The following is a 15,479-nucleotide window of genomic DNA, read 5'->3' as shown; positions in this document are numbered from 1 at the left end:
GTTTGTGAGATGGTGTCCGGTACGATGAAGCCGGGCAGGCGGCTCATGGCGCCGTGCCGTCGCCCTGTTTTTTATGCTGCGACGCCATCCGCTCCTGCTGCGCGGGCGGCACCGGGTCATAGTGGCTGAACTGGATGCTATAGCTGCCGTGCCCGCCGGCGATGGCGTTCAGGCGCGACTGATAGTCGTTGAGTTCGGACAAGGGCACCTGCCCCGATACCACCACCGCGTTGCCGGCGGCCGCGCGCGTGCCATGCACCTGACCGCGCTTGGCGGACAGGTCGCCGATGATGTCGCCCATCGCGGCTTCCGGCGTCGTCACCTCGATGCCCACGATCGGCTCCAGCAGAATGGGCTGGGCCTTCAGCACCGCATCGACGAAGGCCTTGCGCCCGGCGGCGACGAAGGCCACTTCCTTGGAGTCGACGGAATGGCTCTTGCCGTCGAACACGGTGACGCGCACGTCCTGCATCGGAAAGCCGGCGAGCGGTCCGCTCTCGATAACCTGCTGGATGCCTTTTTCCACGGCGGGCATGAATTGCCCGGGAATGGCGCCGCCCTTGACGGCGTCGACGAACTCGAACCCCGCGCCGCGCGGCAACGGCTCCACGCGCAGCATCACTTCGCCGAATTGCCCGGCGCCGCCGGTTTGCTTCTTGTGGCGATGATGCCCCTCGGCCCCGCCGCCGATGGTTTCCCGATAGGCGATCTTCGGCGGCCGCGTGACGACGTCAAGCTTGTATTGGTCGGATAGCCGCTCCAGCATGAGGCGCAGGTGCAGTTCGCCCAGACCTCGCACCACCGTTTCGTTGGTGCCGACCGGGTGCTCGATGCGCAGGCATGGGTCTTCCGCGCTGAGCTTTTGCAGAACCTCCCAGAGGCGCTGCTCGTTGCCGCGCCGCGCGGGCTCGATCGCCAAACCGTAGATGGACGTGGGGAAGTCGAGCGGGGTCAGGTGGATGTCGCCGTCCTCGGGGGCGTCGTGCAGCACGGCGTCGAAGCCGATCTCGTCGACCTTGGCCGTCGCGCAGATATCGCCGGGGCCGGCCTGCGTGACCTCCACGTGCTCCTTGCCTTGCAGCAGCATCAGATGGGCGACCTTGAACGGCTGGCGTCCATCGCCGATATAGAGTTGGCTGTCGCGCCTGACCGTGCCCTGATGGATGCGAAACACGGCCATCTTGCCGATGTAGGGGTCCATCACGATCTTGAAGGCGTGCGCCAGGACGTGCTTGTCGGCGACCGGTTCCGCGCGCACGACTTGCCGGCGTTCACCGGCGTCGCGGTAGAAGAGCGGCGGGTTGCCTTCCAGCGGATTGGGCAGCAGCCGGACGAACAGGTCGAGCAATTCCGCGACGCCCGCGCCGTTGGCCGCCGACGTGAAGCAGATCGGCACCAGATGTCCTTCGCGCAGCGCCCGCTCGAAGGGCTCGTGCAACTGTTCGGGGCTGATCGCCTCGCCTTGTTCGAGGTAAAGCTCCATCAGGGCGGGGTCGATCTCGATCACCTGATCGATCAGCGCATTGTGCGCGGCCGCAACCGACAGAAAATCGGCGTCGCCGGCCGGGTTGAAAAAGCAGTCCACCACCTGGCGACCGTTCTGCGCTGGCAGGTTGATGGGCAGGCAACCCGTGCCGAACGTCTGCTGGATTTGCGCGAGGAGCGCCGGAAGATCGACCTTTTCTCCGTCGATGCCGTTCACGATGAGCATCCGGCACAGCTTGCGTTCCTGCGCCCACGCCATCATGCGCAGGGTGGTCATTTCAATGCCGGTCTGCGCATTGACGACGACGGCGGCCGTTTCCACGGCGGGCAGCGCGCTGATCGACAGACCGCAGAAATCCGGATAGCCGGGGGTGTCCAGCAGATAGACGCGCGTATCGCGGTAGTCGAGGTGGACGACGGCGGAGTTCAGCGAGTGCTGATATTTGCGTTCGAGCGGGTCGAAATCGCAGACCGTGGTGCCGCGCTCCACGCTGCCGGGCGCATGGATCGCGCCGCCCTGGTGGAGCAGGGCTTCGACAAGCGAGGTCTTGCCGCATCCGGCATGCCCGACCAGGGCGATCGTGCGAATGGCGTCGGGGCTGTAACGCATGGCCGCCCTCGTCCGGTAGTGGATGTCGGGCCATTATTGGCGAAAACCGGCCCGCATGCCATACGGGATAATCGCGCACGATCGTTTCCGTCCGCATGTTTTTCACATGCGCGCGAAAGCGACCTATCCTTTAGAAGTCTCGCGCAATCATCTTCCGTTCCCTTCGTTTTCAAAGGAGGTGCGTCATGTCCATGTCCGCGACTCTCCAGGACTGTCTGCGCAACAAGGGTTCCCGGTACGAAATCGTGCACCATCCATACAGCCATTCCAGCGTTGAAACCGCGGCGGCGGCGCATATTCCCGGCGACCGTCTCGTCAAGACCGTGCTGCTCGAAGACGAGCACGGCTATGTGGCGGCGGTGCTGCCATCGACCTACGCCGTGCGGCTCTCCGAACTGTGGGCGCAGACCGGACGCCGTCTCGTGTTGGCGAAAGAGGTCGATCTGCGGGAGCTATTCAAGGATTGCGACGCGGGTGCGCTCCCGCCGGTATGCGCGGCCTATGGCATGCCGACCTTTCTCGACGAGAGCCTCGCGCGGCAGCCGGACGTCTATTTCGAAGCCGGCGATCATGAAGAGCTGATTCACATGGACACGGATCAGTTTCTGGATTTGATGGATCAGGCCGAACGGGCGCGTTTCGCGCGTCGCATGCAAGGCATGCCGATGTGACTAGTGAGTGGGTGCCGGATGCCGAGAGACTTACACAGTGCAGGCTTTGCGCTAGGTGCGCTACGTGCGTTGGCGGGGTGGAACTGCGCGCCAGCTCAGCAGCACTGCCAGCGCGAACACCACGTATAGGAGCGTCAGCATCCAGACCGGCACGTCGTAGTAGAGCAGGCGGCTCACCCAGCGCTGGATGAAGCCTTGCGTGTCAACCGAGCCGCCGCGCAGCCAGTCTTCCAGCGCGGTCAACGGACAGACCACACCGACTAGCGACAAGATCGCCACCAGGCCGATCGCGAACAGATGCGCGAGCCGGAACAGCCGGTGGCGCACCCATTCCCAATCGAGGAGCGAACCGACCCAGATCGCCGCGAGTCCGCCCACGATAAAAAGCGCAATTAGCGCATGCATCACGAGTACCGCATCGGCGAGCCAGATCATGATGTCCTCGCATCATCCACGGCCAACTGTAGACTGAAATTCGCACTGTATCGACGTTGCCGCATCGACCCGGCCGAGTTCGATGCACGGTGGCATCCCCCTTCCCACAAGCGCCTGCGCCGCACCTTCCGGCGACCCGGCGACGAGTCCATTGCGTCCCGCGCTATCGCTCCTGCCCCGTCTCGACCGGCGCGAAGTACCTGTGCCGGACATTGAGCCGATCCCACGAGCTTGCCTCTGGTTGCGAACTCACGCATGAGTTGCCGCTGCGCGTAAACCCCCAGCCCATTCACCTTGCATGTGTATTTTGGCAAACGTATATTTCTATACACCATCAACTATCTCTATGAGATAACAAATGAACGAAGACATTCTTGTTTCGAGCCACGGGCGCGTCGCCGTCATCACGTTGAACCGTCCCGCCAGCCTCAATGCCTGGACTACCGCGATGCGCGAAATGATCATCGACGCGTTGCAGCGCTTCGACGCGGACAGCGACGTGGCCGCGATCGTCATGACCGGCGCCGGCGACCGCGCGTTTTCGGCGGGACAGGATCTGTCGGAGGCGCACGACTTCGACGGCGAGCGCGCGGTGGTGTGGGTCAAGGAGTGGGAGCGCTACTACGCGGTGCTGCGCGGCTTGAAGAAGCCGCTCGTCATGGCGTTGAACGGTACGGCCGCCGGCTCGGCCTTCCAGGTTGCGTTGCTCGGCGATATTCGCGTCGGCCATCCGGGCGTGCGCATGGGGCAGCCCGAGATCAACGCGGGCATTGCGAGCACTACCGGGCCGTGGATCATGAGCGAAATGCTCGGCATGTCGCGCACGATCGAATTGACGCTGACGGGCCGCCTGATGGATGCCGACGAATGTCACCGCATCGGGCTGATTCATCACATCGTGCCGGCAGACCAGGTGTTCGCGAAGGCGCTTGAAATCGCCACTGAGCTCGCCGCGAAGCCGCCCGTCGCAATGCGTCTGGACAAGCAGCGTTTTCGCGAGATGACCGAGCCGGGCTTTCGCGACGCCATCGCAGCCGGCGCACGCATCCAGCGTGAAGCCTACGACTCCGGCGAGCCGGCGCGAATGATGGAAGCGTTCTTTCGCGAACGCGCGAAGTAGCCACGCAGCGGCCGTTCCTTTTCATCCTGTGCGGGAGACCCGAGCATGACGCAAGACCTCAACCTGAACCGGCGCCGCTTTCTGCAGGGCGTCGGCGGCGCAGCACTCGCGGGCGCCATGCCGGTGCTGGCCGGCGCGCAGTCCAAACAGATCGTCGTATCGGATCCCGGCGGTCCCTACACCACCGCCTATCGCGACGCGTTTTACGCTCCGTTCGAAAAAGCCACCGGCATCAAGGTGGTGAGTGTCGCGCGCGAATCGCAACCCGTCGCGCAACTCGCGGCGATGGTGCAGACGAAGAACTTCGTCTGGGACGTCACCACGCTCACGCTTTCCGCCGATATCCCGTACCTCGAATCAAAAGGCTTTCTCGAACCGATCGGTCTGAAGGCGAGCGATTTTCCCGATCTGATGACCGATGCCGTGACGCCGAACTGGCTCGGCGTCGATGTCTACGCCACCGTGCTCGCGTACCGCCAGGACAAGTTCGGCCAGAACGGTCCCAAGTCGTGGGCGGACTTCTGGGACGTCAAGCGCTTTCCGGGCCGCCGCTGCCTGCGCCGCAGTCCGCTGGACACGCTCGAACAGGCGCTGCTCGCCGACGGCGTGCCGCTCGACAAGCTGTATCCGCTCGACGTCGATCGCGCGTTCCGCAGTCTCGACCGGATCAAGCCGCACGTGAACATCTGGTGGACGTCCGGCGCGCAAGCCATGCAGGCGATCCAGAGCGGCGACGTCGACATGATCTCGACGTGGAACGGCCGTGCTCAGGCCGCCCGCGACGGCGGTGCGCCGGTCACGATCGTGTGGAATCAGGGCCTCTATTCAATCGAGGGATGGGGTATTCCGAAAGGCACGCCGCGTGCCGAATTCGCGAGGCAGTTCGTGCGCTTTTGCGCCGATGCGAAACGCCAGGCGACGCTGACGGCCACGCTTGCCTACGGTCCGACCAATCGCAAATCGTTCGAATCGATCCCGGCCGCCCGCGCGGCGATTCTGCCCACCGCGCCGGACAATCTGCGCGAAATGCGCCTGCCGAGTCCGCAATGGTGGGCGGACAACCGTCAGAAGGTGACCGAGCGCTTCAATACCTGGATCATTTCCTGAAGAGGTCGCGATGAGTGCCAAACTCGAAACCATCGGCATCGCTAAAAGCTACGGTGAAACGGTTGCGTTGCAGCCCACCGATCTGACCGTGCAGGCCGGCGAATTTCTCACGCTGCTCGGCCCGTCCGGCTCGGGCAAGACCACGCTGTTGCAGATGATTTCCGGACTGGTCGCGCCGAGCGCGGGGCGCATCGAAATCGCCGGCCGCGACGTCACGCATGTGGAACCCGGCAAGCGCGGCATCGGCATGGTGTTCCAGAGCTATGCGCTGTTTCCGCACATGAGCGTGTGGGACAACGTGGCGTACGGTTTGCGCATGCGCCGCCAGTCGCGCGAGGAAGTCAAACGCGCGGTGGACGATGCGCTGACGATGGTGCGCATGAACGACTACGCGAAGCGTTATCCGCGGGAACTGTCGGGCGGCCAGCAGCAGCGCATCGCGCTGGCGCGCTGCTTCGCTTACCGGCCTTCGGTGATTCTGCTCGACGAACCGCTCGGTGCGCTCGACAAGAAATTGCGCGAGCACATGCAGTCGGAGATTCGCCGCTTGCATAAGGAGCTCGGCGCGACCTTCGTGTACGTGACGCACGACCAGGACGAAGCGCTAACGCTGTCGGATCGCATCTGCCTGATGAATCAGGCGCGCATCGAACAGGTGGGCACGCCGGTCGATCTGTATGACCGGCCGGCCACGCGCTTCGCGGCGGGTTTCATCGGTCATTCGAATCTGCTCGAAGGCGCTGTCGATCACGAGCGCGGCCCGGCGGGCGAACCGATCCTGCTGACCGCGGGTGGCCGCGTCCCGCTGCCGCAACGTGGCGCCGCCATGCCCGGCTCGCCAGGCGCGAGGCACTGCCTGCTGCTGCGCCCTGAAGCGCCGCGTCTCGTCGAGCCGAAGAGCGGCTTCCTCGACGGCACGATCTCCGACATCGTGTTCTTCGGCAGCGATACGCGTGTTCAACTCACCCTGTCCGACGGCAGTCACCTGAGCGTGCGGTGCGAGCGCGGCCTGTCGCCGTGCATCGGCGATACGGTCGGGCTGGTGTGGGATCCGCATCGCACTACGCTGCTCTCCGCATGACGAGCGCCAAGGAACGACCATGACCATTGCCCTCCAGGCTCAGCCTCCACGCGACGCCGCGCGTGCGCGCCGTTTCCGCTGGGTTGCGCACTCGATGCGTCTGCTGCCGATCGTCCCGGCGCTGCTGTTCCTGCTGCTGTTTTTCATCGTGCCGGTCGGCGAGATTCTGCAGGGCGGTCTCTTCAGCGCGGACGGCACGTTCGGGCTCGCGCAATTCGAGCGGATCGCGCGCACGCCGGTCTACGCCAAAGTGCTGTGGATTACGTTTTCCATCTCGTTCCTGACCGCCGCGATTTCCGTGCTGCTCGGCTATCCCGTGGCGTATTTGCTGAGCCGTCTGTCGCCGCGCTCGCGCGAGCGGTGGCTGCTGTGGATCATGCTGCCGTTCTGGACCAGCTACCTCGTGAAAACCTATGCGTGGATGCTGCTGCTGTCGAAGACCGGAGTACTTTCGACGGTCGCGCTCGCCCTCGGTCTCGTTAGCCGGACCAACGGCACGATTCCGTCGCTGACGGGTGTGCTGATCGGCATGGTGCACGCGATGCTGCCGCTCGCCGTCATGACGATGTTGCCGGTCATGCGCGGCATCGACGATCGTCTCGCGCAGGCCGCCGAGACGCTGGGCGCCGAGCGCGGCACGAGTTTCTTCACGGTGTTTCTGCCGCTCTCCTCGCCCGGCGTCGCGGCGGCCGGCCTGCTCGTGTTCATTTCGAGCCTCGGTTTCTTCATCGTGCCCGCGCTGCTCGGTTCGCCGAAGGAAACGATGATCGCGCAACTGGTGATCTCATCGGTGCTCGAATTGTTCGATATGCGCTTCGCCGGTGCGTTGTCCACGGTCTTGCTGGTGTGCTCGATCGTGATCTTTCTCGTCTACGACCGGTTCGTGGGCCTCTCGTCGTTGACGGGCGAAGTGCGGGACAAGCGCCGCGGCTCGCGCGCGCACGGCGTGAAGCTGGCCTTGCTGATAGCGGCGGGCCGCTTGACGGCGCCGCTCGTCAAACGCCGCATGACGGGCGCGGCGCCTGCCGAGCGAGGCTTCGGGCCGCTGCGTCTCTACACGTTCGCGGTCCTTGCGGTGCTGGTGGCGCCGGTGTTGTCGGTCATTCCTTATGCCTTCACGCGCAGCGACTTCATTGCATTTCCGCCCAAGCTGTTCAGCTTCAAATGGTTCGGCACGTTTTTGCAATCGCCGGTATGGCAGAGCGCATTGATTCGCTCCTTTGAAGTCGGGCTTGGCACCGCGGTGCTGTCGCTGGCACTCGGTCTCGGCGCGACGCTTGCGCTGACCCGCATGTCGCAGCGCGCGAGCAAGCCGCTCTTCGCGTTGCTCGTCGCGCCGCTGATCGTGCCGCGCATCGTGATCGCGGTCGGCCTGCTGTATCTGTTCGCGCGCTTTGGGCTGACCGGCACCAACGCCGGCCTCGTGATCGGCCACACCGTGCTGGCGATTCCCTATGTGGTGGTCACGCTCGCGGCCGGCTTTCGCCAGTTCGACTGGCGCCTCGACGACGCGGCGCGGGTGATGGGCGCGTCGCCCGTCCGACGCATTGCGACGATCGTGCTGCCGTTGTTGATGGCGAGCGTCACCGCGGCTTTCCTGTTCGCCTTCATCGTTTCGTTCGACGATCTGACGATCGCGATCTTCGTGAGCGGCGGCATCAACACCACGCTGCCCAAGCAGATGTGGGACGACATCCAGCTTGCCGTTACGCCGACGCTCGCCGCGGTCTCGACGACGCTCGTCGTTCTGATCGCACTGGTCGTTTTCATTTCCTCACGGCTTCGGCGCACGACGCGCTAACGTACCGTTTCCACGCTATCGACCCATGCACAGCTATTCCCAGTATTTCGCCCAACGTCACCCGCAAGACGCGCTGGACTGCGCGCCGCTGATCGTCGCCGGACTGCGCGATGGTGCGTCGAACGCCGTACTGCATTTCGACGGGCACGCGGTCCCGCGTGCCGAATCCGCGCAACGCATCGCGCAATTGCAACGCTGGTTCGCGCAGCAGAAGCTGACGGCGGGCGACCGCGTCGCGGTAATGCTCGGCAACAGCGCCGAGCATATCCATCTCATCCATGCGCTGATCGTCAGTGGTCTCGTGTGGGTGCCGGTGAATACGAAGCTGCGCCGTGCCGGGCTCGAATATCTGCTCGAGCATGCGGAGCCGAAGCTCTTCGTCTCCGAGCCGATGTTCGACGAAGCGATCGACGGTGTGGCGTGCGGGCCGACCCGCATCGTTCGAATGCCGGCGTTCGACGCGGGCGATAGCGGCGCCGCGCTGTCCGCGCCGCGCATCGATCCGTTCGATCCGCTGTGCGTGATCTATACGTCGGGCACGACGGGCGCGCCCAAGGGCGTGGTGTTCACGCACCGGATGATGCGAATCGCGAGCGAGGCGGCGTTGCAGGTGGCGGACGTGCGCGCCGGCGACAGGCTGTTTCTTTGGGAGCCGCTTTGCCACATCGGCGGCGCGCAGATGCTGTTGCTGCCCTTTCTCGAAGCGGTCGAGTTGCACGTCGTGCCGCGCTTTTCGGCCACGCAGTTCTGGGCGCAGATTGCCCGCTCAAGGGCGACGCAACTGCATTACCTGGGCGGCGTGCTCGATATCCTGATGCAGCTTCCCGCCGACGCGCAACCGCACGCGCACACGCTTCGCGTCGCGTGGGGCGCGGGTGTGAGCGCGTCCGCGTGGGCGGCCATCGAGTCGCGTTTGCGGGTTCGACTGCGCGAGTGCTATGGCATGACCGAGTGTTCGAGCTTCGCGACACTGAATGCGAGCGGCAAGCCCGGTTCGATCGGCAAGGCGTTGCCGTGGATCGACGTCGAATTGCTCGACGAGAACGGCGAGCCGGTCGCGGACGGGGAGGCGGGCGAAATCGTCCTGTCGAGCCGCGTGGAAGGCACGTTCTTGCCGGCCTATCTGAACAATGACGACGCGACGCGGGCGGCGCTTCGCAATGGCAAACTGCACACCGGCGATAGCGCGCGCCGGGACGCCGATGGCGACCTGTACTTCGTCGGCAGGCGCACCGACAGCATGCGTGTGCGCGGCGAGAACGTCTCGGCGTGGGAGATCGAGCGCGTGTTCGCGCAGCATCCGGCGATCAGGGCGAGCGCCGCGATCGGGGTGGCCTCGGCGATCGGCGAGCAGGACATTCTGCTGAACGTGCAGTTCAAGGACGCCGCGCTCGACTGGGAATCGGTGCATGCGTGGGCGGCGGAGCGTCTCGCGAGCTTCCAGTTGCCGCGTTACTATCGCGCGGTGACACACTTCGAACTGACGCCCAGCGAGCGCATTAAAAAGCACCTGCTGGCACGCGATGTCAGCGATGCATGGGACCGATTGAACAGCGTGGCGGCGTGAGATGCTCTATCGCATATAGATAGTCAATATCTGTATGCGATAATTCAGGCTTGTTAGCACAACGGGTTTCCATCGTGACCACTGCGCCGCCCAAAACTCCGCGTAAGAAAAAGAGCGACCCCACTGCGCTTGTGGAAGCCGCGGCCGATCCAACGGCGTCTTCGTTGTACGTCCAATCGGTTGAGAAAGCGATGACCGTGCTCACCGCTTTTGACGGCAGCAAGCGGCAGTTGTCGCTCTCGGAGATCGCCGCGCTCACCGGCTTCGACATGAGTTCGACGCAGCGCTTCACGTTCACGCTTGCGGCACTCGGCTATCTGTTCAAAGATCCCGAAAGCCGCAAATATGAACTGTCGCCCAAGCTGCTCGATTTCACTTACCACTATCTGACCTCGAACGACCTGGTGAGCCGCGCCACGCCGTATTTGCAGCAACTCGGTTCGGAGACCGAGGAGGCCACGAATCTCACGGTTCTGGACGGCACGGACATTATCTTCGTGCTGCGCGTGGTGAGCCGCAACGTCTTCAATGCGCACGTGATCACGGGCTCGCGCCTGCCGGCCTATTGCACGGCGCCGGGGCTGGCGATTCTCGCGACTTTCGACGACGGTGAGATCGACGACATTCTTCAGCGCACGAATCTTGTCGCGTACACGTCGGCCACGGTCTATCAGCCTCGCAAGATCAAGGAGCGCATTGCGCAGATTCGCAAGCAGGGCTACGCGCACACGGAAGACGAGTACTTCGTCAGCGATATTTCCACGGCCGCGGCTGTGACGAATTCGCGCGGGCGCGGCATTGGCGCGGTCAATATCGCTGTTGCGCGGCCGCGCTGGCAAGCGGATCGCGACGAGCGTCGCTTTGCCGATCTGGTCATATCGACGGCGTCGGCGATTTCATCGCGGCGGCGGGCCGACTGAGCAGCGTAGGGCGATGGGCTCGCGGGTCAAGCCGTTGCGGCGGTCCGCGCCACTGTCTGAAAGCGCTTCAACGCCTCGCCGTTTTCGCGGAACAGGTGCACGTGACGAAGCCCGAAACCGGCCTCGATGGATTGGCCGTCGGTGGTGGTGGATTCGCCCGAGCCCTTTACCTGAATCAGTACGTCGCCTTCCAGATTGACGTGCAACAAGGTCTCGCCGCCGAGATGCTCGACGACGATGACCTTGCCGGACAGCTTGCCCTCCATGCCGCTCGCGGCGCTCTCCGTCAGATGCTCGGGACGAATGCCGAAGGTCAGGACGTCGCCCGCTTTTACGTCCTCCGCGATAAACGGCAGCGTGACCGGCGTGTCGCCGGGCAGCCCGACCGTCACGCCCGCTGCATCCGCGCGTAGTACCTTCACCGGCAGGAAATTCATCTTCGGCGAGCCGATAAACCCCGCGACAAAGCGGTTCACGGGCGTTCTGTACAGGTCGAGCGGCGAGCCGACCTGTTCGACCTTGCCATGATTCAACACGACGATACGGTCAGCCATGGTCATGGCTTCGGTTTGATCGTGCGTGACGTAGATCATCGTTGCCTCGAGCTGCTTGTGCAGCTTGATCAACTCGAGCCGCATCTGCACGCGCAATGCGGCGTCCAGATTCGACAAAGGTTCGTCGAACAGAAACACCTTGGGTTCGCGCACGATCGAGCGCCCAATGGCGACGCGCTGACGTTGCCCGCCCGAAAGCGCACGAGGTTTGCGCTCCAGCAATTGCTCGATCTGCAGGATCTGTGCCGCGCGCTGCACGCGTTGCCTGATTTGCGCTTCGGGGAGCTTGATCATCCGCAGCCCGAACGCAATGTTCTCGTAGACCGACATATGCGGATAGAGCGCATACGATTGGAACACCATCGCCACGCCGCGTTGCGACGGCTCCAGTTCAGTCACGTCTTCTCCGCCGATCAGAACCTGCCCCGAGTCGCAGCGCTCCAGTCCGGCAATCGTGCGAAGCAACGTGGATTTACCGCAGCCGGAAGGGCCGACAAACACCATGAACTCACGATCTGCGACGGCGATGTCGACGCTCTTCAACACTTCCGTTCCCGCAAACGTCTTGCGGATCTGATGCAATTGAACTGCGCTCATGCGTGTCTCCTGCTGATGCGCTCGCCGTGAATCGGCGTGCGCAAGGTAACGGACTCGTGCGCGCCTGTGCCGTGCAACGCAGCATGAACCCCTTATCGAATTTGTTCTTGACAACCGGATCGCGTCCAAATATACAATTGTAAAACTGAAATTACAAGTGAAACGAAGTCGGTGGGAACCTGTGAGACATGCTTCGAACGGCTCAGCCGGCCTTGACCGCTTTGGGCCCTTTTAAAAAGAACTACCCAGGAGACAGGCATGAAAAAGCACAGCACGCAGGCCGCGGCGTTCGCGCTCGCGGGCGTTACCGCATCCTTGCTGTCGGTATCCAACGCGTCCGCCTGGACGCTGAAGGAGGCAGCCGAGCCCTATTCGGGCACCACCATCAAAGCCATATTTCTCGACCGGCCGGGTTACAAGGCCGCGTCGAAACTGATTCCGCAGTTTGAGAAGGAAACCGGCATCAAGGTTCGTACCGAAGTGGTCCCTTATGAGAGCACCCGCGAAAAAGAGGTGCTCAACTTCGTGGGCGGCGGCGATCAGGACGTGGTGCTGGTGGACGTGGTGTGGATCGGCGAGTTCGCGAGCAACAAGTGGCTGGTTCCCATCAAGACGTTCACCGACAATCCCAAACTGGCCGACCCCAAACTCAATCTGCCGGGCTTCTTTCCGATCCTGCTCGACTCGTTCGGCACATGGGACAAGACCACCTACGGTCTGCCGTTCGATAATTACTCGGGCCTGATGTTCTACAACAAATGCATGTTGAAGGACGCGGGTTTCAACGAGCCGCCGAAAACCTGGGACGAGCTACTCAACGTCTATGCGCCCAAGCTCACGAAGCCCGAGAAAAACCAGTTTGCGTTCGCACTGCAATCGCGCCGTGGCGAAACACAATCGGCCGATAGCTTCATGCGCGTGCTGTGGCCGAACGGCGGCTCATTGCTCGATGCGAAGTTCAAATCGAATCTCATGTCGCCGCAATCGCAGGCGGGACTCGATTATCGGCAGAAGCTGATGAAATACATGCCGCCGGGCATTGTCGATTTCGACCATGCGGAAGCGGTGAACGCGCTCGCGCAAGGGCAGGTCGCCATGATCACCGAGTGGTCCGCGTTTTATCCGACGCTAACGGATCCGAGCAAGTCGAAGATCGGCAACTGTCTCGCGATCACGGCTGAGCCGAAGGGAGCCGCCGGACTCAAACCCGCGCTCGGCGGTTTCTCGCTCGCGGTGAATGCCAAGTCGAATGCAAAGAAACAGGCGGCGTCGTGGCTCTTCATTCAGTGGATCACCTCCGAGGAAATGGCGAAACCGTATCTCGATGCGGGCGGCGTCAGCGGCCGCACGGCGGTCTATAAAGACCCGGCGGTGCAAAGCAAGTATCCGTTCGTCAAACCGATGGTGGAGTCGTGGCAGGGCGGCGTGCCCGACTATCGGCCGCGCTTCCCGGAATGGCCGGCGGTGTCCGAGGTGATCGGCGAGTGGGGCAGCAAGATCATGCTCGGGCAGGTTTCGGTCAAGGACGGTGCGCAGACCATCGGCGCCAAGACGGAAGAAATCCTGAAGAAAGCGGGTTATTACGACGGCAAGAAGGCCTTGTTGAAGTAACACCGCGGCGAGCGAGGCCGCGTGTGCAATGCCTCGCTCGCTGACGCAAGCCAACTTGCGGAGACGATTCATGCTGAAGTCCACGGTTCCACCAGCGAGCGGCGCAGCGCGAGCGCCGCGGCGTGCGCGCTTTCGCTTCATGCCGCGCTCGCCTGCGTTCTGGTTTCTGTTCCCCGCGGTGGCGGCGCTGGCGATCATCGGCATCTATCCGCTACTGCTCGCGCTTTACAACTCGTTTCATCGGTACAAGCTCGCGGATCTCGCCGGGGGCACGCCCTTCGTCGGACTCGACAACTACACGGCCACGTTGGCCGATCCATCGTTCTGGGGCGCGCTCGGCCGTACCGTGCTGTTTCTCTGCATGACCTTGCCGATCGAGATCGCGCTCGGTCTGTTCGCGGCGTTGATGCTGCACCGCACGGCGTTGCCGTGGTTGCGCGTGGCGGCCCGCGTGGGCCTCGTGATTCCGATGGCAACCACGTATGCGGTAGTCGGACTGATCGGCCGGCTGATCTTCAATCGCCAGTTCGGCGTGGTCAATTATTTGCTGAGCTTCTTCGGTATTCCGCCGCTCGACTGGCTCGCCGATCCCACGCTCGCGGTGATCTCCGTGATGATCATGGACATCTGGCAATGGACGCCGTTTTGCGCACTGATCCTGCTAGCGGGCCTTGCAATGGTCCCGAAGGAAGCGGAAGAAGCGGCGCGGCTCGAAACCCCGAAGTGGAGCAAGATTTTGTGGCACCTGCAGCGTCCCTATCTGTTGCCGGGGCTCACCGCGATCCTGATTCTGCGCTCCGCCGACATGCTCAAGATGTTCGACGCCGTGTTCACCATGACGCGCGGCGGGCCGGGCACGGCCACCGAATTCATCAGCATCTACATTCAGCGCGTTGCGTTCCGGCTGTTCGATCAGGGCATGGCGTCGGCCCAGGCAATCTTGCTGTTGATCCTCACGATCATGCTATCGCGGCTTTATATTCGCTTTGTTTATCGGGAGGCTGTGTGAGCACATCGACGGATACCAGCACCAGTGCGTTGCCGTTGTCGCTGCGCGCCCGCCGCGCGAGAAATGCGCGTCGCCGTGCGACGCTCTGGCATGCGATCGGCTTGCTGATCGTATTCCTCTCGTCGGTATTCCCGTTCTACTGGATGGTCACGACCAGCTTGAAGAGCCAGGCCGATGCGCTCGCGGTGCCGCCCGTCTGGTTCTTCACGCCGACAATCGCGCACTACACCGACGCGCTCTTTGAACACGACGTGGCCCAGAGCCTGTTGAACTCGCTGATCGTGGCGAGCAGCGCGACGTTTCTCTCCATCCTGCTCGGCACGCCGGCAGCCTACGCGCTCGCCCGCTTCGAGTTTCGCGGCAAGGAAGATCTGTGGTTCTGGTTTATCTCGAACCGGATGGTGAGCCCCGTGGTGCTCGCGGTGCCGTTTTTCCTGATCGCGACCAAGCTCGACCTCGTCGATACGCACATCGTTCTGATCCTGCTGTACCTGACGTTCTCGCTGCCTATCGTCGTATGGATCTGCACCGACCAGTTCCGCAACATACCGGTCGAACTCGATGAAGCCGCGCGGCTGGACGGTGCGTCGCCGTGGCGTGTGTTCTGGCGCATCAACCTGCCTCTCGCGATGCCGGGCATCGTCGTGTCCGCGATTTTCGCGTTCATCTTTTCGTGGAACGACCTGCTCTATGCACTGGTGCTGACACGCACCGACGCGATCACGTCACCGGTTGCCGCCACCAGTTACATGAGCGGCTACGAGTTGCCGTGGGGCGAAATCATGGCGACAGGTACGCTGATTGTGTTGCCGATGGTCGTCTTTGCGCTGGCGGTATCGGGCCGGCTGGTGCAGGGGCTCACGATGGGCGCGGTGAAATGAACGCTGACGCGGTCGACGGTGAATTACCAT

General features: G+C 63.1%; 13 protein-coding genes. 10 read left to right on the top strand and 3 right to left on the bottom strand.

Features of this window, described 5'->3' with window-relative positions; genetic code table 11:
* Positions 1-43: 43 nt before the first annotated feature.
* The gene (fusA, locus tag BUE39_RS19900; protein WP_073430442.1) at positions 44-2,095 is read right to left on the bottom strand and encodes an elongation factor G; all 2,052 of its coding nucleotides are present in this window, start codon (positions 2,093-2,095) and stop codon (positions 44-46) included.
* A gap of 185 nt (positions 2,096-2,280) precedes the next feature.
* Here fusA and BUE39_RS19895 point away from each other — a divergent pair, with 185 nt between their 5' ends.
* Positions 2,281-2,766, top strand: a complete 486-nt coding sequence (locus BUE39_RS19895; protein WP_073430441.1) for an aminoacyl-tRNA deacylase — start codon at positions 2,281-2,283, stop codon at positions 2,764-2,766.
* A gap of 60 nt (positions 2,767-2,826) precedes the next feature.
* Here the strand turns inward: BUE39_RS19895 and BUE39_RS19890 are convergent, their stop codons facing one another.
* Positions 2,827-3,201, bottom strand: a complete 375-nt coding sequence (locus BUE39_RS19890) for a DUF2784 domain-containing protein (RefSeq protein ID WP_073430440.1) — start codon at positions 3,199-3,201, stop codon at positions 2,827-2,829.
* 358 nt (positions 3,202-3,559) lie between these two features.
* Here BUE39_RS19890 and BUE39_RS19885 point away from each other — a divergent pair, with 358 nt between their 5' ends.
* From BUE39_RS19885 to BUE39_RS19860, 6 genes are all read left to right on the top strand, one after another.
* Positions 3,560-4,321 (top strand): enoyl-CoA hydratase/isomerase family protein, encoded by a 762-nt coding sequence (locus tag BUE39_RS19885; protein WP_073430439.1) that lies wholly within the window; start codon positions 3,560-3,562, stop codon positions 4,319-4,321.
* 45 nt (positions 4,322-4,366) lie between these two features.
* Entirely contained in the window at positions 4,367-5,428 is a 1,062-nt protein-coding gene (locus BUE39_RS19880; RefSeq protein ID WP_073430438.1) for an ABC transporter substrate-binding protein, read from the top strand.
* Between the two features lie 10 nt (positions 5,429-5,438).
* Positions 5,439-6,509 carry an ABC transporter ATP-binding protein gene (locus BUE39_RS19875; RefSeq protein WP_073430437.1) on the top strand — a complete coding sequence of 357 codons (1,071 nt, stop codon included), beginning with the start codon at positions 5,439-5,441 and terminating at the stop codon, positions 6,507-6,509.
* Positions 6,510-6,528: 19 nt separating this feature from the next.
* Entirely contained in the window at positions 6,529-8,310 is a 1,782-nt protein-coding gene (locus BUE39_RS19870; RefSeq protein ID WP_073430436.1) for an ABC transporter permease subunit, read from the top strand.
* A gap of 25 nt (positions 8,311-8,335) precedes the next feature.
* Entirely contained in the window at positions 8,336-9,877 is a 1,542-nt protein-coding gene (locus BUE39_RS19865; protein WP_073430435.1) for an AMP-binding protein, read from the top strand.
* Between the two features lie 131 nt (positions 9,878-10,008).
* Positions 10,009-10,797, top strand: a complete 789-nt coding sequence (locus BUE39_RS19860; RefSeq protein WP_227470627.1) for an IclR family transcriptional regulator — start codon at positions 10,009-10,011, stop codon at positions 10,795-10,797.
* 26 nt (positions 10,798-10,823) lie between these two features.
* Here BUE39_RS19860 and BUE39_RS19855 read toward each other — a convergent pair whose 3' ends face one another.
* Complete coding sequence (locus tag BUE39_RS19855) at positions 10,824-11,948, bottom strand: ABC transporter ATP-binding protein (protein ID WP_073430433.1); 1,125 nt, start codon at positions 11,946-11,948, stop codon at positions 10,824-10,826.
* A gap of 258 nt (positions 11,949-12,206) precedes the next feature.
* Here BUE39_RS19855 and BUE39_RS19850 point away from each other — a divergent pair, with 258 nt between their 5' ends.
* From BUE39_RS19850 to BUE39_RS19840, 3 genes are all read left to right on the top strand, one after another.
* Complete coding sequence (locus BUE39_RS19850; RefSeq protein ID WP_073430432.1) at positions 12,207-13,559, top strand: ABC transporter substrate-binding protein; 1,353 nt, start codon at positions 12,207-12,209, stop codon at positions 13,557-13,559.
* A gap of 70 nt (positions 13,560-13,629) precedes the next feature.
* Positions 13,630-14,568, top strand: coding sequence for a carbohydrate ABC transporter permease (locus tag BUE39_RS19845; protein ID WP_073430431.1), 939 nt, complete (start codon positions 13,630-13,632; stop codon positions 14,566-14,568).
* Positions 14,565-15,449 carry a carbohydrate ABC transporter permease gene (locus BUE39_RS19840; protein ID WP_084561447.1) on the top strand — a complete coding sequence of 295 codons (885 nt, stop codon included), beginning with the start codon at positions 14,565-14,567 and terminating at the stop codon, positions 15,447-15,449. The genes BUE39_RS19845 and BUE39_RS19840 overlap by 4 nt, the downstream gene beginning before the upstream one ends.
* The last annotated feature ends 30 nt before the right edge of the window (positions 15,450-15,479 follow it).

Source organism: Paraburkholderia terricola (assembly GCF_900142195.1).
GTDB classification, from domain to species: Bacteria; Pseudomonadota; Gammaproteobacteria; order Burkholderiales; family Burkholderiaceae; genus Paraburkholderia; species Paraburkholderia terricola.
The sequence above is the reverse complement of the archived record's forward strand: the minus strand, read 5'-3'. Positions and strand labels throughout refer to the sequence as shown.